The organism is Flavobacterium algoris, assembly GCF_048158525.1.
In the GTDB taxonomy this organism is placed as follows: domain Bacteria; phylum Bacteroidota; class Bacteroidia; order Flavobacteriales; family Flavobacteriaceae; genus Flavobacterium; species Flavobacterium algoris.
The window spans coordinates 1-19,502 of record NZ_JBLNKT010000032.1; the positions used below are offsets into that span (position 1 = coordinate 1).

The 19,502-nt window shown below is 34.2% G+C and carries 13 protein-coding genes; 6 read left to right on the forward strand and 7 right to left on the reverse strand.

The window, feature by feature from the left end; genetic code table 11:
* Nucleotides 1–141 precede the first annotated feature (141 nt).
* The 3 genes from ACM55I_RS13885 to ACM55I_RS13895 are packed head-to-tail and all read right to left on the reverse strand — an operon-like array spanning nucleotide 142 to nucleotide 4,769.
* Nucleotides 142–2,145, reverse strand: coding sequence for a protein-disulfide reductase DsbD family protein (locus ACM55I_RS13885; RefSeq protein WP_416847457.1), 2,004 nt, complete (start codon nucleotides 2,143–2,145; stop codon nucleotides 142–144).
* Nucleotides 2,145–3,455, reverse strand: coding sequence for a tRNA lysidine(34) synthetase TilS (gene tilS, locus ACM55I_RS13890; protein WP_416847458.1), 1,311 nt, complete (start codon nucleotides 3,453–3,455; stop codon nucleotides 2,145–2,147). The genes ACM55I_RS13885 and tilS overlap by 1 nt, the downstream gene beginning before the upstream one ends.
* A 27-nt stretch (nucleotides 3,456–3,482) precedes the next feature.
* Nucleotides 3,483–4,769, reverse strand: a complete 1,287-nt coding sequence (locus ACM55I_RS13895; RefSeq protein ID WP_416847459.1) for an anthranilate synthase component I family protein — start codon at nucleotides 4,767–4,769, stop codon at nucleotides 3,483–3,485.
* A gap of 428 nt (nucleotides 4,770–5,197) precedes the next feature.
* Here ACM55I_RS13895 and ACM55I_RS13900 point away from each other — a divergent pair, with 428 nt between their 5' ends.
* Together ACM55I_RS13900 and ACM55I_RS13905 are read left to right on the forward strand one after the other, a co-directional pair.
* A complete protein-coding gene (locus ACM55I_RS13900; protein WP_416847460.1) occupies nucleotides 5,198–5,326 on the forward strand; it encodes a hypothetical protein in 129 nt (42 codons plus the stop codon).
* A 36-nt stretch (nucleotides 5,327–5,362) separates the two neighbouring features.
* Entirely contained in the window at nucleotides 5,363–5,740 is a 378-nt protein-coding gene (locus ACM55I_RS13905) for a DoxX family membrane protein (protein WP_416847461.1), read from the forward strand.
* A 70-nt stretch (nucleotides 5,741–5,810) separates the two neighbouring features.
* On the opposite strand, the gene lpdA is transcribed toward ACM55I_RS13905, so the two are convergent.
* Together lpdA and ACM55I_RS13915 are read right to left on the reverse strand one after the other, a co-directional pair.
* Entirely contained in the window at nucleotides 5,811–7,214 is a 1,404-nt protein-coding gene (gene lpdA / locus ACM55I_RS13910; RefSeq protein ID WP_416847462.1) for a dihydrolipoyl dehydrogenase, read from the reverse strand.
* A gap of 151 nt (nucleotides 7,215–7,365) precedes the next feature.
* A complete protein-coding gene (locus ACM55I_RS13915) occupies nucleotides 7,366–7,824 on the reverse strand; it encodes an Lrp/AsnC family transcriptional regulator (RefSeq protein ID WP_416847463.1) in 459 nt (152 codons plus the stop codon).
* Between the two features lie 285 nt (nucleotides 7,825–8,109).
* Between ACM55I_RS13915 and ACM55I_RS13920 the strand changes: the two genes are divergently transcribed.
* Nucleotides 8,110–9,336 (forward strand): aminotransferase class I/II-fold pyridoxal phosphate-dependent enzyme, encoded by a 1,227-nt coding sequence (locus tag ACM55I_RS13920; RefSeq protein WP_416847464.1) that lies wholly within the window; start codon nucleotides 8,110–8,112, stop codon nucleotides 9,334–9,336.
* 125 nt (nucleotides 9,337–9,461) lie between these two features.
* On the opposite strand, the gene ACM55I_RS13925 is transcribed toward ACM55I_RS13920, so the two are convergent.
* The gene (locus ACM55I_RS13925; RefSeq protein ID WP_416847465.1) at nucleotides 9,462–11,393 is read right to left on the reverse strand and encodes an amino acid permease; all 1,932 of its coding nucleotides are present in this window, start codon (nucleotides 11,391–11,393) and stop codon (nucleotides 9,462–9,464) included.
* A gap of 298 nt (nucleotides 11,394–11,691) precedes the next feature.
* Entirely contained in the window at nucleotides 11,692–14,607 is a 2,916-nt protein-coding gene (locus ACM55I_RS13930) for an FAD-binding and (Fe-S)-binding domain-containing protein (protein ID WP_416847466.1), read from the reverse strand.
* A gap of 251 nt (nucleotides 14,608–14,858) precedes the next feature.
* On the opposite strand from ACM55I_RS13930, the gene ACM55I_RS13935 reads away from it, so the two are divergent.
* The 3 genes from ACM55I_RS13935 (at nucleotide 14,859) to ACM55I_RS13945 (ending at nucleotide 19,464) form a co-directional block, all read left to right on the forward strand.
* Nucleotides 14,859–16,391 carry a glycoside hydrolase family 10-like protein gene (locus ACM55I_RS13935; RefSeq protein WP_416847467.1) on the forward strand — a complete coding sequence of 511 codons (1,533 nt, stop codon included), beginning with the start codon at nucleotides 14,859–14,861 and terminating at the stop codon, nucleotides 16,389–16,391.
* 28 nt (nucleotides 16,392–16,419) lie between these two features.
* Nucleotides 16,420–17,688: an MFS transporter gene (locus ACM55I_RS13940; protein WP_416847468.1), complete on the forward strand. Its 1,269-nt coding sequence runs from the start codon at nucleotides 16,420–16,422 to the stop codon at nucleotides 17,686–17,688.
* A 153-nt stretch (nucleotides 17,689–17,841) separates the two neighbouring features.
* On the forward strand, nucleotides 17,842–19,464 hold the full coding sequence (locus tag ACM55I_RS13945; protein WP_416847469.1) for a glycoside hydrolase family 3 protein: 1,623 nt from the start codon (nucleotides 17,842–17,844) through the stop codon (nucleotides 19,462–19,464).
* Nucleotides 19,465–19,502: the final 38 nt, after the last annotated feature.

Consider the following 19,502-nt stretch of genomic DNA (forward strand, 5'->3'; position numbering starts at 1 on the left):
CAATAAACAAACTTTTAGAACAATTATTAAGGCAATATTTTCAATTTTTAATAAATTTCTGCTAAATCAGGTATTCCTTAAAACAAGTAGAGGCTATCTTTTCAGACAACCTCTTTAATTATTTTAAAATAGTAAAAATTCTTATTTTTTAAAATTGGAAATTCCAGTTTTTAACCAACTTTCATATTCATCTACTCCAACATAACTTATAGTTGGTTTAGCCTCGTTTAAACTATTCCCTTCCAAATCTGTTAAAACATACAAAGGCTGTGTGTTAGTTTTGTATTTCGAAATCATAAAATCAGTCCATTTATCACCTGTCGTTTCAATTTCCGCTCCAGTGGTTTTAGAAATATAGTGTTCTTTTTTAGGTAATTCGCGTTTGTCATCAACATATAGAGAAATTAAAACAACCTCATTATTCAAAATAGAAAAAACACGCATCTCAGACCAGACATTATTTTCCATTTTCCTGCAATTCACACAGGCATAGCCGGTGAAATCAAGCATAATAGGTTTATGTACTGTTTTGGCGTAAGCCAGACCTTTTTCATAATCATCAAAAACAACTAGTCCGTGTGGTCCACTTTTGGCACCTTCAGGTAAAATGGCAGTAGCTGTTTTAACTCCTGAACCTCCAAATCCCATTGGACTTTCACTGTATTCCATTGGTGGTGGAAAAGCATTAATTAATTTTAATGGTGCTCCCCAAAGTCCTGGAATTAAATAAATGGTAAACGTCAAAACCAGCAATCCCATTAACAGCCTTCCTACTGAAATATGCGTCATAGGGCTATCGTGTGGCAACGTAATTTTTCCAAATAAATATAATGCTAATGCTCCAAAAACAGCAATCCAAATCGCCAAAAACACTTCTCTTTCCAATAAATGCAATTGCAAAACCAAATCAGCATTTGATAAAAATTTGAAAGCCAAAGCCAATTCTAGAAAACCTAAAACTACTTTGACTGTATTGAGCCACCCACCTGATTTTGGCAAAGAATGCAACCAACCAGGAAACATGGCGAACAACATAAAGGGTAAGGCTAAAGCCAATGAAAAGCCAAACATCCCAATAATTGGCGCAATACCTCCTTTGGAAGCAGCATCAACCAGAAGTGTCCCCACAATAGGTCCCGTACAAGAAAAAGATACTATTGCCAGAGCCAATGCCATAAATAATATTCCTATTATCCCGCCTCTATCGGCCTGATTGTCTACTTTATTAGCCCAAGAATTAGGCAACATGATCTCGAATGCACCAAGAAATGAAGCCGCAAAAACAATCAATAAAACAAAGAATAGTATATTAAACCAGACATTTGTAGACAACGCATTTAGCGCATCGGCACCAAAAATCCAGGTCACTAAAAACCCTAGTACCACATAAATAAATATAATGGAAATCCCATAAATGATAGCATTTCTAATCCCTTTTGCTTTTGTTTTACTTTGTTTGGTAAAAAAGCTCACGGTCATAGGAATCATCGGGAAAACACAAGGAGTAAGCAATGCGGCAAATCCTGATAAAAAAGCGATAAAGAAAATAGACCATAATCCTATTTGAGTAGCCGGTTTTGCAGCTTCAACTTTTGATTTGACAGGAATAACGGTTTCTTTTACTGCCGGTTTTGAAACTATTGCATCAACTTTTGTAGTATCCGTTTTAAGGGCAACTTCCTTTGCAATTTTTGAATTTATTGGAATAGCAAAAGTGAATTTTTTCTCTAAATTGATGCAAACTTCTTTACAAACTTGGTAATTCAAGTCGGTTTCAATTTTAGTGATCTTTGGGTTTGTTATCTTGATTTCCTGTTGAATTTGAGCTTTATCATGAAAAAAAGTTTCGTTCACCCCAAAAACATCGTTGAAAGCTGTTGTTGTTTTACTTTCTTTAGCTTTACCAACTACCGTAAAATTTCCTTTTTGATCTTTAAAGATAATTTCCAAAGGCAGTGGCCCGCCATCTGGTGTAAATTGAGAATATAAATGCCAGTCTTTTTCAATAACTGCATTAAAAGTTAACAAATAAGTATTCTCTGATTTTTTTTCAATTTTTGTAGTCCATTTTGCAGGATCAAGAATTTGGGCATTTCCTTTGGCGAAAGCCAAAAAAGCTAAAAGTATAAATAGTAATTTCCTCATTATTCTAATTCTATTTTAAGTATATTTTGTGTGTTGTTTTCTATTCTAAAACGGTTATCCTGACGAATCCCAACAATCCAAACAATTTCATTTTTGGAGCATAAAAGCCAAGTATTTTCTTTATTAAGCAATGATAATTTTTCATCTTTGAATAATTTACTCACTTTCTTGGATTTGCCGTCCATCCCAAAAGGTTGAAAAACATCTCCTTCATTCCAATGGCGTAAAACCAAAGGAAATTGTAATCTATTGGCGTCAACAAAGATAGTTTTATTTGAAACGATACTTATGTCGGCTACTTTATAAAACGAAAGATTTAAGGGAATCTTAACTTCTTCCTGATTTTCTTCAATTAAATATTCCTCCTTTTCATCTACGAAATTTATCGGACTTAGGATTAAAAAATCTCTGTCTTTCAACAATCGAAACTCAGGAGAAAAAACCTGCTTTCCTGATTGACTTTCGACCAAATCATAAATATCATCCCAAGCCGAAAATTCAAATTCGTTCAGCCACTGGTATAAATACGATTTATAATTGGGTAATTTCTTCAATTGATTCAAATCAAAATGAATGTTTTCCTCCTCCTGCTTTGCCACTTGTTGATAGACGATAATCGATGCATCTTCAACCATAGCTTGTGCTTCTTGCAAATACGTTTCGGTTTTATGAAAAGAAGAAAGGAAATTTGGATTCAATTCTTTTAACATCGGGACTAAATGATGGCGAATTTTATTTCGAAGGTATTTATCCGATGTATTACTGCTGTCTTCTCGCCACTGAATCGTATTTACTTTAGCATAAGCTTCAATTTCCTCTCTGGAAAATAATAAAAATGGCCGAATCACATTTTCATTTTGTTCCGGAATTCCGGTTAAACCTTCTAATCCTGTCCCTCGCGTAAGATTAATGAGAAAGGTTTCTATATTGTCATCAGCATGATGTGCGGTGAGAATATAATCGAATTTTTCGGTTTCCAATACTTCATAAAACCAGTTGTAACGCAACTCGCGAGCGGCAACTTGGATAGAAAGCTTATAATCCTCCGCAAAAGCTTTGGTATCAAATTGTGTAATAAATACCTGAATCTCATTTGCGAGAGCATATTCCTGAACAAAATCCTGATCACCGAAACTTTCCATTCCGCGAAGTTGAAAATTGCAATGTGCGATTCCAATTTTATATTCTAATTGCTGAAATAAATGCACCATAACCATACTGTCAATACCGCCGCTTGTGGCAAGAAGCAGTTTTTTTCCATTCAAAAATTGAAAATTGTGAAGAAGATGGTTTTGGAATTTCTGTAGCATATTCAAAAGTAATTAATTCATTTTGATTTAGCTTAAAACTTCTCGCATAGCTTTGGCTTTAAGCAAACATTCCTCATACTCCTTCTCTGGAACCGACTGTGATGTGATGGCACTTCCCACTGAAAAAGAAACATATTTTTTCTCCTCATTGTACAAAATGCTTCGGATTACGACATTGAAATCAAAATCACCACTTGGTGTAAAATACCCTACTGCCCCACTATACAAACCCCGTTTTGTTTCTTCCAGATTTTCGATAATTTTCATTGCCGAAATTTTTGGCGCTCCAGTCATACTTCCCATCGGGAATGTGGTTCTTAGTGCATCAACGGCAGTATATTGATAATCTAATTTTGAAGTTACCGTAGAAATCATTTGGTGCACTTGCAAAAAAGAATAAATTTCACACAATTCCGTTACCGCTACAGAACCTTTTTGTGCGGTAAGTGACAAATCATTACGAACTAAATCTGTGATCATAATATTTTCGGAACGCTCTTTTGGGTCTAAAGCCAATTGCATTCTTGATTTTTCATCTGCTACAGAATCCAAAAATCGTTTCGCAGTTCCTTTAATTGGTTGTGAAATAATCAATTCTCCTTCTTTTTTCAAATAGCGTTCCGGAGAAGCTGAAAGTAAAAAATGCTTGTTATTCTTAAAAAAAACGGCAAATGGCGGCAGAGAAATTTCGTTCAGCTTTACAAACTTTTCAATGGGATCAATAGTTGCATTTTCTGCAAAAAATTCCATGCAAAAATTAGCTTCATAAAGATCACCGTGGTGAATGTGTTTTAATATTTTGGATGCCTTTTCGATATAATTGGCTTTTGAAATTCGCTGCTGAATCATTATTTGTGAATCCTGAACACTGAATACTGGACACTGAATACTTATTTCCTCAAAGTCTCCGTCGACCTCATCGTCACACATATTGAGGTATTGAATTTCGAGTTCATTTCCTTTCAATAAAAATAATTTCTTAGGTTGAAAGAAAAACAAATCCGGAAAACCCAACCCATCAAAATTATTGGATTGCAAGTGCTCCACATCATTTTTTAAATCATACGATAAATAACCAAAAAGCCAGTCCTTGGTAATTTGCTGGTATTGTTTTAAATCTTCAAAAGCATTGTGATAATCTGTTTTTATAGCCGTAAAAGCATCTACTGCCAGCAAGCAATCATAACTGGAATATCCCTGTGGATACTCATTACTATCCATGAAAATGACTTCCCGAAATTGTTGTGACCAAAGTAAAAGTTGCTGTTTGAAGGCTGTTGGATCGGAAATTTGCTTATAAATTGAAACTCTCAAAAACGATTTATTTTAGGATTCAAAATTACAATAAAAAAATTCCATCCAAGAAACAGTAACCACAAATTAAAATCAATTTCGTTAGGCACTGAAAAATGGTTGGTATATGCTTAAAGAAATAATTGTTTTTATCTTCAATCTTTGGGCAATTCTGTTAATTGGATCTATTAGCTTTATTGTTTATAAGAAATATTTGCGTAAATAAAACAAAAAGTGTTAAAAATCAATCGTTTTATTTTTGAAAATTAATTATCTTTATATAATAAAATGAAAACAAATCTATATAGCTTCGAAAATATTTGTAAATAATGGCTGTCAAAAAACTAAAAATTGGTTTTAAATTGCCCCCCCATTTACAAATGAGAATCTAATATAACTGATTGCCAGTAATATTGATAGCAACGAAAAAGTAGATGAAATGATTAAAAATGCAATTGATACTGGTGGCCCATTTTATAGAAATGACAAGATCATGGCTAAATGTAAAGGAATATGCTGATTTAGAGGAACACCAATGGGAAATCTTGTATAGAAACGAAAGTGCTATTCCACAATAGTATATTTTAAATATGTAACCAATAAAACCATATATCATGAAAATTGCAATCATCATTATTCGATCTTTACTTGGACTCCTTTTCCTTTATACCTCAATTAGTTTTTTTTTACATCTATCTCCTGAGGCTGAAACGACTGGAAACTTCAAGGCATTTAATGTTGGTTTAATGGCTTCTACTTATTTGATCCCTTTGGCAAAATCTTTGGAATTTCTTTGTGGATTATCATTTATCACCGGACGCTATGTGACCTTGGCTAATCTTATCATTTTACCTGTTACTTTAAACATACTATTGATCAATTTTTTCTTAACACCAGAAAATTTACCAATTGCGTTATTTGTGTTTTTTGGAAATATCTTTTTAATCTTTAGTCATTGGGAAAATTATAAAAGTGTATTTGTGGCTAAATAATTTTAAAACTTATAAAACAAAAAACCCGCTATTAGGCGGGTTTCTTGTTTTATAAAAGAGGTGTTTTTAATTACACATGTAAAGCTCTATTATCTGTAGCGGCTAATGCAGCTTCTTTTATTGCTTCTGCAAATGTTGGGTGTGCATGAGACATTCTTGAAATATCTTCAGCAGATGCTTTAAATTCCATTGCTGTAACGGCTTCAGCAATTAAATCAGCACAACGAGCACCAATCATGTGAACTCCAAGAACTTCATCCGTTTTTGCGTCAGCAAGAATTTTTACAAATCCGTCTAAATCTCCACCTGCACGAGCACGACCTAAAGCTTTGAAAGGAAAACTTCCAGATTTGAAATCAACACCAGCTGCTTTCAATTGTTCCTCAGTTTGTCCTACAGCAGCCACTTCTGGCCAAGTGTAAACAACTCCCGGAATCAAGTTGTAATCAATATGTGGTTTTTGTCCTGCCAGAATCTCAGCAACCATAGCTCCTTCTTCTTCTGCTTTGTGCGCCAACATCGCTCCACGAACAACATCACCAATGGCATAGATATTAGGAACTGAAGTTTGTAAATGATCGTTTACTTCTACCATTCCTCTCTCAGAAATTTTCACACCCGCTTTATCAGCATTCAATCCATCTGTATAAGGACGACGTCCCACAGAAACTAATGAATAATCTCCTTCCAGCGTAATTGTTTCTCCTTTTGCATTTTCAGCTTGAACAACAACGCTCTCTCCATTTCTTTCTACTGATTTCACTTTGTGTGAAACGTAGAATTTCATACCTTGTTTTTTTAATATTTTAGTTAATTCTTTAGACAATGAAGCATCCATTCCTGGAATAATTCGGTCCAAATATTCTACAACAGAAACTTGCGCTCCCAATCGTAAATACACTTGACCTAATTCAATCCCAATTACTCCACCACCAATAATTACCAAATGTTTTGGTACTTCTTTAAGTTTCAAAGCTTCGGTAGAAGTGATGATTCTTTCTTTATCAATTTTGATAAATGGTAAAGAAGATGGTTTTGAACCTGTAGCGATAATGATGTTTTTAGCTTCGATAGTTTCAGAAGTTCCATCCGATTTTGCAACAGCAACATGTGTAGCATCAACAAATGAACCCAATCCTTCCAGAACTGTAATTTTATTTTTGTCCATTAAAAATTTCACACCACCCGAAGTCTGATCTACAACGGCTTGCTTGCGTGCAATCATTTTTTCAAGGTTCACTTTTACTTCTCCGGAAACTTCAATTCCGTGATCTGCAAAATGAGCAATTTCACTGTAATGATGAGAAGAAGCAAGTAATGCTTTTGAAGGAATACAACCTACATTCAGGCAAGTTCCTCCTAGAGTGGAATATTTTTCGATAATTGCTGTTTTGAAACCTAACTGCGCACAACGAATTGCTGATACATATCCGCCTGGTCCAGAACCTATAATGACTACGTCAAATGAACTCATAGTATATTTTTTTATTGTGTTTTTATAAAATGTTGCACAAAATTAAGGAATTAAGTTTTGTTTAAAGTTTAATTTCCAAGGTTTTTTGTTATGAATTTTTAGCAATTAGCATTTACATATCGTTAAATACCTACTTAAATTGGCATATATACTAAATATCGACAACGGTCGTACTTTTTACTTCACTAATCATAAAGGTACTGTGCGTACTTCCTATATGTTGCAATGTGGTGAGTTTTGTAACCAAAAATTCTCGATAAGCTTCCATGTCTTTTACAACTATTTTTAGGATATAATCGTAATCACCACTCACATGATGGCATTCCATCACTTCTTTTAGCTTCACCACTTCACTTTCGAATTTAGCGATAAACTCTTTAGTATGCTGAATCAATTTTAGGTGACAAAAAACAACAAAACCTTTCTCAACTTTCGAACGATTGACTAACACAACGTATTTATCGATAATTCCTTCCCTTTCCAGTTTTTTAATGCGTTCGTAAACCGCAGTTACCGAAAGATTCAGTTTTAAGGAAAGTTCTTTGGTGGTTTTCTTGCTGTCGGATTGTAATAAAAAAAGCAGCTTTTTATCTATTGAATCTAATATCATTTTATTGAAAAATTGGAATGGATAAATAATCTATAAAACTCTTATTTAAGAAGCTAATTTAGAAAATTAAATTACATTATTTATATTTTATAGTTTTAAAATCCAATATTTAACGATATGATTGATTATTAATCTACAATGATTTTATTTTGAAATAGATTTCTTGATGCATCCGAGATTTCTAGCCCAGATAGCAGTGAAAATCCTTTTCTTTTTTTCTTTAAAAAAGAAAAGATTGAAACGAATAGCTGGAAATAGCTCCTAAATAAACGATTAAATATAAATATGAAAAATTTCAATCCCGCAGACAACATTCAGGATTTACAGTACTTTGGTGAATTTGGTGGTGTGAATCCATCGATTTCCGATTCCTCAACCTATACTTTTTTATCGGCAAAAACGATGTTCGATACTTTTGAAGGCAATATGGAAGGTTGTTATTTGTATTCCCGTCATTCCTCACCGAGCAATTTGTATTTAGACAAAGCATTGGCAGCCATGGAAGGAACGGAAACAGCCAATGTTTCAGCATCTGGAATGGGAGCGATTACGCCTACGCTATTGCAATTGTGCGGCTCGGGAGATCATATCGTTTCAAGCAGAACTATTTATGGTGGAACGTATGCTTTCTTGAAGAATTTCACGCCTAGATTAGGTATCAAAACCACTTTTGTTGACATCACGAAATTAGACGTTGTGGAAGCTGCAATTACTCCCGAAACCAAAGTTTTGTACTGTGAGACGGTGAGCAATCCTTTACTGGAAGTGGCGGATATTGCTGGTTTGGCAAAAATTGCAAAAAAACACAATTTGAAATTGGTTGTCGATAATACTTTTTCGCCATTATCCGTTTCTCCTGCAAAATTAGGTGCCGATATTGTGATTCACAGTTTAACGAAATACATCAACGGAAGCAGTGATACTGTGGGTGGTGTAACGTGTGCTTCTCAAGAATTTATTGATAGTTTAAAAAATGTGAATAGTGGTGCCAGCATGTTATTGGGCCCAACGATGGATAGTTTACGTTCGGCAAGTGTGATGAAAAACTTGCGTACACTACATATTCGAATGAAACAACACAGTCATAATGCGATGTATCTCGCGGATCGTTTTGAAAAAGACGGACTAAAAACAGTTTATCCAGGATTGAAAAGTCACCCGAGTAATGAATTGTATACAACAATGATTAATCCGGAATATGGTTTTGGTGGAATGATGACATTGGATGTTGGAACTTTGGCGAAAGCCAATGAACTAATGGAATTGATGCAGGCAAAAAACCTAGGGTATCTTGCAGTGAGTTTAGGATTTTACAAAACCTTATTTAGTGCGCCGGGAACATCAACTTCAAGCGAAATTCCTATGGAAGAACAAATAGAAATGGGATTGACTGATGGTTTAATTCGGTTTTCTATAGGTTTAGATAATGATATAGAAAGAACCTACCAGATGATGAAAAAATGCATGATGGAATTGAATGTACTAACATCAGAATCCGTTTTGATGGAATAGTTTTTTTTTAGTTTTTGTAGTTTGTTGAATCCGTTTGAAACCATATTTCGAACGGATTTTTTTTGTTTAAACCAAAAAAAACGTCTTGATTACACAAGACGTTTTCCTATATAAATCTTCAAATTTTATACTTCTTTCAAGTTCAACTTACTGTTGTTACGACTGAAGCTAAAATAAATCGTCAAACCTATTAACAACCAAATAGTAAAGTAAATCCAGTTCCAAACACTTAGCTCTGCCATCATATACAAGCAACAGATTAAACCTAACAATGGAATCAACGATAAGTTTTCTTTAAATGACCATACTGATAATCCAACCAAAACAATCAGAAAAATCCACATTGGAATTTTATGTTTGAATAAACCAAAACCACTTTCATATTTAATTGAATCAGATACTGGTAAACTAGCAATTACACTAGCATATTTAGCATCGTCTTGTTGGTACTGACTTAATAAAAATTCTAAATCCGGAGTACCTGTTGTAGCATTTTTTGCATCAACGCTAACTAAATAATCATATACTTTTTGAGTTTCTGCTTTATCTAATGATGTAATTATAGCTGCTGAACTATTGATTTGAGTTTCATTAGTAATGAAATCCATTGTATTCTTTTTATTATAACCAAAAGCAAAAACCAATCCCATAATCATTAAAACTGGCATAATGAATTTTGAATTCACGTAAGGTGTTTTGAATTTTCCACGAGGAATATCGGTTCTGTTTTGCAAAGCCAAAACTCCTGCACAAACCAATACAAAAGCAAACAATGTCCCAATACTACACAAATCCGTAACCATGGTTAAATTCAAAAATAAAGCAGGTATTGCCACTACAAAACCGGTAACAATTGTAGCATAAGAAGGTGTTTTATATTTAGGATGCACTATAGAGAAACGTTTTGGTAATAATCCATCCCGACTCATACTCATCCAGATGCGAGGTTGTCCCATTTGAAATACCAATAAAACACTCGCCATGGCAATTACAGCACTTACTGCTATAATTCCCGACATCCATTTTAAATGCAGTTTATCAAATACAAATGCTAATGGATCACCTACATTCAATTCGTTGTAGCTTACCATTCCAGTTAATACCAATGCAATTGCTATATATAAAAGGGTACAAATAATAATGGCCCACATCATTCCTTTTGGTAAATCACGTTGTGGATCTTTACATTCTTCAGCAGTTGTAGAAATTGCATCAAACCCGATGTAAGCAAAGAATACGGCCGAAACTCCTTTTAAAACCCCTGAAACTCCATTAGGCGCAAACGGATGCCAATTATCAACATCTACATAAAAAATCCCTACCGCAATTACTAAAAGTACGATACATAATTTGACAACAACCATTATATTACTGGCATTACGAGACTCTTTCATACCACGATAAACCAAAGCTGTAATCAAAACAATGATTAATAAAGCTGGTAAATCAGCCACAAGGTGAAAGGAACCAATAACCGGTGAAGTAGTCCATGCTGTATATGCCGCTTGTGTTGCTAAACTTAAATTTTCAAATGTTTTCCCACTTTGCATCAAAGCAGTTGCATCTTTAAAACCATTGGAAGCCGATAAATAATCCATTTGGGCATATTGTGGAAGATGAATCCCCATACTATCGAGCAATCCGGTAAAATAATCACTCCACGATATTGCAACGGTTATATTCCCTACTGCATATTCCATTATTAATGCCCAACCAATAATCCAAGCGATTATTTCCCCAAAAGCGACATAAGAATAGGTATAAGCACTTCCTGAAACAGGTACCATCGAAGCAAATTCAGCATAAGCAAAGGCCGCAAAACTACAGGCTATGGCAGTAAACAAGAAAAGAAAGATAACTGCAGGACCTCCATCAGCACTTGCTTTTCCTATGGTACTAAAAATACCGGCTCCTACGATTGCTGCAATTCCAAAGGCCGTTAAATCACGAGCCGTTAAATGCTTCCCAAGTGCATTATGACCATCCGCATTATTTTTTTCAACCTGTTTTAAAATGTCTTGTACTGTCTTCTTTCTGAATAAACCATTTAATGCCATATTGTAAATTTTATCATTAAAAATTAATCTGTCGTAAATTTTACGGTTTAATCCGAAAATAACGTAAATTTTATAAAAAATCAAATATATAAAACAATTTCAATATTAGAAATTTTAAGGAAACTATTTTGTTTTTAACTTCAAATTCCATATTTCATTTTTTTAACCATTAAAAAATATCAAATCAATATTTAATAGCTATAATTTTTACGAAATAACAGATATAAAACAAAACTTTTAAACTAAATTCATTTTTTTACAAATATTAAACATTTAATGTTCCAAAACAAGTACTAATCTATTTTAAATATGACTTTAAAACAGTTATTGGATGCAGCGCTTTTCTATTGGTTCCATCAAAAATCTGATGACGACAACTTGTTCCTGCAGCAGCAATAGTTATAGTGGCATCAGTCGCTCTAATTTTTGGAAATAAAGTATCTTCTCCCATTTGCATACTGATCTCATAATGCTCTTTTTCGTATCCAAAAGAACCCGCCATACCACAACATCCCGAATTATAAATTGTAACCGAACTGTTTTTTGGTAAATTCAACATAGCAAAAGTCGCTTCAATAGAACTCAATGACTTTTGATGACAATGTCCGTGAATCTTTATTGTTTTCTCCACATCAGAAAATTGCCCGGAATGAATTTTTCCTTTTGTAATCTCATTTTTGAAAAACTCTTCGATTGTAAATACATTTTTGGATAGTTTTTCGGCATTCGCTTTGTCATCAGCCAAACGGATGTATTCGTCCCTAAAAGTCAATATCGCCGATGGTTCAATTCCTATTAAAGGACAATCAGCAGTAATAATTGTCGAAAAAACAGCAACGTTTTTATTAGTAATTGCTTTTGCTTCTTCCAGAAAACCTTTGGATATAAAAGCTCTTCCACTTTCCTCATGATCCACTACAATGACTTCATATCCTATTTTTGTCAATAATTCATACGCATCAATTCCAACCGAAACATCGTAAAAATTAGTAAACTCATCACAAAACAGGTATACTTTTCCGTTTGCAAAAGAACTACTAGGTACTTTTGATTTGTTTTTTTTGTACCATTTTCTAAAAGAAGTTGGAGCCAATAAAGGAACTTCCCTTTTTGGCGCAATTCCCATGCTCTTTTTTACAAAAGGCAAATTAACGATGAAATTGGTAATCGAAGGAGTGATACTTCCTAAATTATTTAGTTTAGAATTGAACGCAAATATTTTATTTCGCAAAGAAAATCCGTTTGCTTTTTGGTATTGGTACAAAAACTCCGATTTTAAAGCGGCTACATCTACATTACTTGGACATTCGCTGGCACAAGCTTTACAACTTACACACAATTCAAATACTTTATATAATTCTTCGTGATTGAATTTATTGTCTTTTTCAGAATGCGTTAAATATTCCCTCAATGCATTGGCTCTGGCACGAGTGGTGTCTTTTTCATTTCGTGTGGCGCGATAACTTGGACATAGAGTACCGCCAGCCGAAGGTAATTTTCTACAATCGCCCGAGCCATTGCATTTCTCAGCAGCACGCAAAATCCCCATACTATCCGAAAAATCCTGAATCGTTTTGATATCCGGTTCTACTCTGCCAGCTTCTACCCGAAGGTTTTCGTCCATTTTGGAAGCATTTACAATTTTCCCTACGTTTAAAATCGTGTTCGGGTCAAACGCTTTTTTTACTCGTTTTAATAATTCATAATTCTTATCACCAATCATAAAAGGCAAAAACTCGCCACGAACTATTCCATCTCCATGTTCCCCGCTCAATGATCCTCTATATTTTTTTACCAAAATAGCTACTTCGGTTGCGATGTTTCTAAATTGGTGCAATCCTTCTTTTGTCTTTAAATTTAAAACAGGTCGCAAGTGAATTTCTCCGGCTCCAGCATGTGCATAGTAAATCGCACTCTGACCGTGACGTTTCATCATAACGGAGAACTCGGCAATATAATTGGGCAAATCACTCAATTCAACCGCGGTATCCTCTATAGAATCAGCCGCTTTATTATCGCCAACAATACTTCCTAAAAGTCCGAGACCTGCTTTTCGCAACTCATTTATTTTATCGATGTCTGAGCCGTAAATTTTAGGCAAGGCATAACCAAAATTATTGCTTTCAAGATCTGCTATCAAAGCATTGGCTTGAGATTCGGCATCTTCCATACTATCATGTGACGCCACTTCAAGCATAATAACTGCCTTTGGTTCCCCTTGTATGAAAAATCTATTCTTGGCTTGTTCTCTGTTTGTTTTAGTACAATCTAATATGGTGTCATCCATCATTTCGCAAGTGTACAAATGATGTTTCATCGCTGTGACTACAGCTTCTAAACTTTCTTGAATGGTATGAAAATGCGCCACCACCATAACATTATTTGTTGGCGGTAAATCATCCACTTTCAACGTTATTTCGGTGGTAAATGCTAAAGTTCCCTCGCTTCCGCAAAGTAATTTACCTAAGTTTATTGTTTTTTCTGTTCCTGAAAACAGTTCCGATTTTAGTAATAAATCTATCGCATAACCCGTATTTCGCCTGTGAATTTCAGGTTTTGGAAACTCCTTTACAATTTCTTTCTGGTTTTCTGTATTCGAAAGTTCCTCATAAATTGTTTTGTATATAGTATTCTCAAGTGAATCCCCTTTAGTTTTTTCAATGAATTCTTCCGAGGTCATTTCTTTAAACACAGTGGAACTTCCATCACTTAAAACCGTTTTTAATTCCACTATTTTGTCACGGGTTACACCATACCGTATTGATGTTGTTCCAGATGAATTATTACCCACCATTCCCCCTATCATACATCGATTTGAGGTAGAAGTATTAGGTCCAAAAAATAATCCGTGTGGTTTCAAGAACAAATTCAGTTCATCCCGAATCACTCCTGGTTGTACCGTTACCGTTTTTTTTATCGGATCAAAAGCAACAATCTTGGTAAAATGTTTCGAAACATCAACAATAATTCCATTACCAACTGTCTGTCCTGCCAATGAAGTTCCGGCTGTTCTAGGTGTTATTGAAATTTTATTTTTTGCTGCAAAGCGAACAATTTTGATAATATCTTCTTCCGTTTTTGGAATTGCCACAGCAAGAGGCATAATTCTATACGCTGAAGCATCAGTAGCATAAAGTGTTTTATGAAGATCGTCATATAAAAGTATTCCTTCTAATGATTGAGATAATTGCTCTAATTGAAGTGGGGTTGACATGGCTGGTACATTATATTTTATAAAAACTGACAATACAGCATTATTTGACAAATATAAATATATAGCCTATTATAAATTAAAAAATCAAAAAAGAAAAAATCAAAAAAAGTTCTCTTTTGACATAAAGTTCCATTTAGAAATACTTTGGCAAAGAAATTGCGTTAGTAAAATAAGTCAAATTTTATACCTATTTTATCTGGTAAATTTCACTAAAAAAACTATTTTTGAATACTATATAAAATAAGACCCTAATGAAAAATTGCAAGCTTGTCCTAGTACTTATTTCGTTCTTCCTACTTTCTTTTTGGAATGGGAACGCACAAATGATAGCTACAAATCCTAAAAATGAATTTAGAGCGGTTTGGATAGCCACGGTTGTTAATATTGACTGGCCAAAAAGTAGCACCGACAATGTTAACAAACAGAAAGCTGATTTTATTGAAATTTTAAACACCTATAAAAAACTAAATTATAATGCCGTTATTGTTCAGATTCGAAGTGTTGGTGATGCCTTTTATCCTACGGAATTAGCGCCTTGGTCTCGATTTTTGACAGGAAAAGAAGGGCAAGCACCAAAACCTTATTTCGACACATTGGCATGGATGATTACTGAAACTCATGCCAGAGGTTTTGAATTTCACGCTTGGCTAAACCCATATCGTGCTACAATGGACTTAAACACGGCAATCTTAAGTCCAAAACATGATTTTTACCAACATCCCGATTGGATGATTAAATATGGTGGAAAATATTATTACAATCCGGCGTTGCCAGAAGTACAAGACCATCTGCTGAAAGTTGTAGATGAAGTGGTTAAAAACTATGACATTGATGCCATTCATTTTGATGATTATTTCTATCCATACAAAGTAAAAGGAGAGTATTTTAATGACACTGCAGCTTTTGTAAAATATGGTAACAACCTAAGTTTAGAAGATTGGAGACGTTCCAATGTGAATAATTTTGTCAAAAATGTTTCCATTTCTATTAAAAATATAAAACCTTGGGTACAATTTGGCATCAGCCCGTTTGGAGTTTGGAGAAATAAATCAGTGGATCCAAAAGGCTCAGAAACGGAAGCAGGTCAAACAAATTATGATGATTTATTTGCCGATCCAATAGCGTGGATGCAAAACAAATGGATTGATTACCTCGTTCCTCAATTGTACTGGAGCATGGATCATCCTAAAGCTTCGTATTCAAAATTATTGCGTTGGTGGTCTGAAAACTCCACTAATACGGCAATCTACATTGGAAACGGAACTTATAAAATAAATACCGATTCTGATAAAAGATGGAATAATCCAAATGAAATTCCAAATCAAATTGATATTACCCGTAGTTATAAAAACATCCAAGGAAATGCATTTTTCAGTGCCAAATCATTTTTAAACAGAAATCAAAACGTAACGCAACTACTGTCAGAAAATCAATACAAATACCCTGCGCTTCCTAATGTTGTTCCTAATTCCATTAGAAAAGTAGTTGATGTACCAACAGTCAATGCTATCGTAAAAAATGCGGTTTCTTCCAGCTTCAATGTGAAATCTCCTTTGAATAGCAAAATTCGCTATGTTATGGTATATGGATCAAATGCAACTACTAAAATTGATATTAATGATCCAAGTCAAATCATTGAAAAAATACCGTTTCAAGAAAAAAGTAATGCTGTTGAAGTAATTATCCCCACTTGTAAACTAGATAAAAATAATTCCTGCGCCATTACATTCATTGATTTTTATGGTAATGAAAGTGAGCCAACTTTAGTAAACTTTACGCTGTAAAATTTGAATTGAATATAATTCGCTATAAATGAGAAAAGACAACAGCCCTTGGTTTTGGATTCCATTATTAAATTTCGCATCGGGATTTCCGTATGCAATTATAATCTCTGTATCGGTGATTATGTACAAAAGTTTGGGTATTAATAATGAAGATATCGGAGTTTACACTAGTTTGTTGTACTTGCCTTGGGTTATTAAACCATTATGGAGCCCTTTTATAGATTTATATGCAACCAAAAAAAAGTGGTTTTTGGCAATGCAATTGGTTATTGCAATTGCATTTTTGATTGTAGGGTTAACCATACCAATGAGTAATTTTTTTGTTCTGAGTCTCGCAATTTTTTGGGTGGCGGCATTTGCATCAGCTTCAAATGATGTGGCGAGCGATGGCTTTTATATGTTGGCTTTAGCCAAAGAACAACAATCTTTTTTTCTAGGAATTCGAAGTACTTTTTACCGACTCTCCATGCTTACCGCCAATGGATTAATCGTTATTCTAGGTGGTTTTCTGGAACAGAAATACGGAGACAAAAGCAAAGCTTGGTCCTACACGATGATAATTGTGGCCTTAATTATGGCTTTTCTAACCCTCTATAACTATTTCACCACTCCAAAAGTAGAAGAAACTAAAGTTACTGTTGAAACTGAGAACAAACAGAGTTTCGGGGTTGTTTTTAAAACCTTTTTTCAAAAGAAACAAATCGGAATTGTATTAGCCTTTATATTGCTTTTCAGATTAGGAGAATCCCAATTATTAAAAATGCTAACACCCTTTTTAATAGATGAAAAAATCAAAGGCGGCATGGGATTAGCCACTGAAGATGTAGGTATTATTTATGGTACATTTGGAGTTGCAGCACTGGTAATTGGAGGAATTCTTGGCGGAATTGCCATTTCCAAAGGAGGGCTTGGTAAATGGATGTTACCCATGTTTTTAGCCATGCACTTGCCTATAATAGGATTCATTTTACTTTCCCACTTTCATCCAGAATCCATTTTCTATGTTTATGCGACTGTAATTGCGGAACAATTTGGATATGGTTTTGGTTTCGCTGCCTTCATGATGTATTTAATTTATGTTGCCGATGGTGAATCAAAAACTTCCCACTACTCCATCGCAACCGGATTTATGGCTTTGGGAATGATGCTGCCGGGAATGTTGAGCGGATTCATTCAGGAATATTTGGGCTATGGAAATTTCTTTATTTGGGTATTTTTAGCCACAATACCGGGATTAATCCTTTCCCGATTTTTAATTTTTCCTTCCGATTTTGGAAAAAAATTAGAGAAAAAATAAAAACATATCTTTCATCAAACATATAAGAAATGTAAGTTCATTTAAGTAAGTCCACAACTATTTAGAGTAATTAATTTTAACTAATTAGTAAAATCACTACAATAAACTTATATGCCTTATATGGTTAAAAATGACTCTTATCACTATTTCAAAATGACATTACAACAAAAAATAGGGCAATTTTTCTTTCCAGCTGTTTTCATAAATGATACCGAAGAAAACATACTGGCAACCGAACGATTAATTAGAGAATACAATATAGGTGGATTGACTTTTTTTCACAGTAGAGCCAGTGCCGCAACCAATTATGAAACTAAGAAAAAAGTAGTTTTAAATGAGGACAGTTTTCAACGTTTGAAGGAACTTATTGTTAGGTATCAAAATTGTGCAACGATTCCATTATTGATGAGTATTGATGCCGAATGGGGTTTGGCCATGCGCGTCGAAAAAACGCCTCAATATCCTTATGCCATTACGCTGGGCGCTTTACCAAAAAGCGAAAAAAAATTGGTTTACGAAGTCGGGAAACAAATAGGTTTAGACTTAAAATCAGTTGGAATTCATTATAATTTAGCACCATTAGCGGATATCAATAATAACCCGAATAATCCTGTAATTGGCTACCGTTCTTTTGGTGAGAATAAAGAAAAAGTAGCTGATTTTGCCCTCGAATATTTAAAAGGAATGAATGATGTTGGCATTTTAGGTTGTCTGAAACATTTTCCGGGACACGGAAATACCAATGTCGATTCGCATTTAGGATTACCAGTTCTAGAAGAAACATTGGAGCAATTATTAGAAAACGAATTAGTTCCTTTTATAAAAGGAATAGAAAGCAATGTCGATTCTATCATGATTGGTCATTTGGCCGTTCCTTCTTTAAACGATGGAAAAGATACTTCGGCAACGTTATCAAAATCAGTAATTGAAACGCTTTTGCGAAAGCAATTGGGTTATGACGGTTTGGTGATTTCGGATGCGTTGAATATGCATAGCGTCTTCAAATTATACGAGAAAAAAGGACAACTGGAATGGGAAGCTTTTAATGCCGGAAATGATGTTTTGTGTTTTGCCGAAAATGTACCGGAAGGAATTCAGGAAATCCTAAAAAATGCAACACCTGAACGAATTGAAGCAAGTTTTAACCGGTTGTGGAAATGCAAACAAAAAGCTGGAATTGTAGACGGAAAACTTCCTTTGCCAAACCTTACGGAAAGTCATTTTGATTTTGAAACCACTTCCATTTTAAACCAAAAAATTGCTCAAAACTGCATTACAAAAATAAAAGATGACAACAATACTATAACTGTTTTTGATGCTAAAAACAGAGAAGATCTTGCCAAACTTAGCTTTTATAAAAATACAAACAATACATTTTTTAAAAGCTTAAACGCTGCTTTACCATCACCTGAATTTTCTTATGAAACGGGAGGGGATTTGACATTAAAGGAACTAGAAAAAGCTTTAACCCGTTTTGATACCCTTATTATTTCTTTGTTTGTTCCAAAGGCAAAACCTCTACATAATTTTGACATGGAAGATGCAGTACTTCAGTTTTTGGGTACTTTATTCCAAAACAAAAAATGTGTTTTGTATGTTTTTGGAAACCCGTATGCACTTCAAGTTATCCCAAATTTAAAACATGCTTTAGGAATCATTGAAATATATCAAGATTTTACAGAATTTCAAGAAACCGCAGCGAAACAGCTTTTGGAAAACACAAAATGCAAAGGAACTCTTCCTGTGGAGGTTAACTTCCAAAAATTAATAACTTAAATCTTTCGAAAATAACAGCATAGGAATTCCCTATTTTG

Coding starts and splice junctions, on each gene's coding strand:
- ACM55I_RS13885 (WP_416847457.1), bottom strand. CDS start 2,145: ATGAGGAAATTACTATTTATACTTTTAGCTTTTTTGGCTTTCGCCAAA.
- tilS (WP_416847458.1), bottom strand. CDS start 3,455: ATGCTACAGAAATTCCAAAACCATCTTCTTCACAATTTTCAATTTTTG.
- ACM55I_RS13900 (WP_416847460.1), top strand. CDS start 5,198: ATGCAATTGATACTGGTGGCCCATTTTATAGAAATGACAAGATCATGG.
- ACM55I_RS13905 (WP_416847461.1), top strand. CDS start 5,363: ATGAAAATTGCAATCATCATTATTCGATCTTTACTTGGACTCCTTTTC.
- lpdA (WP_416847462.1), bottom strand. CDS start 7,214: ATGAGTTCATTTGACGTAGTCATTATAGGTTCTGGACCAGGCGGATAT.
- ACM55I_RS13915 (WP_416847463.1), bottom strand. CDS start 7,824: ATGATATTAGATTCAATAGATAAAAAGCTGCTTTTTTTATTACAATCC.
- ACM55I_RS13920 (WP_416847464.1), top strand. CDS start 8,110: ATGAAAAATTTCAATCCCGCAGACAACATTCAGGATTTACAGTACTTT.
- ACM55I_RS13925 (WP_416847465.1), bottom strand. CDS start 11,393: ATGGCATTAAATGGTTTATTCAGAAAGAAGACAGTACAAGACATTTTA.
- ACM55I_RS13930 (WP_416847466.1), bottom strand. CDS start 14,607: ATGTCAACCCCACTTCAATTAGAGCAATTATCTCAATCATTAGAAGGA.
- ACM55I_RS13935 (WP_416847467.1), top strand. CDS start 14,859: ATGAAAAATTGCAAGCTTGTCCTAGTACTTATTTCGTTCTTCCTACTT.
- ACM55I_RS13940 (WP_416847468.1), top strand. CDS start 16,420: ATGAGAAAAGACAACAGCCCTTGGTTTTGGATTCCATTATTAAATTTC.
- ACM55I_RS13945 (WP_416847469.1), top strand. CDS start 17,842: ATGACATTACAACAAAAAATAGGGCAATTTTTCTTTCCAGCTGTTTTC.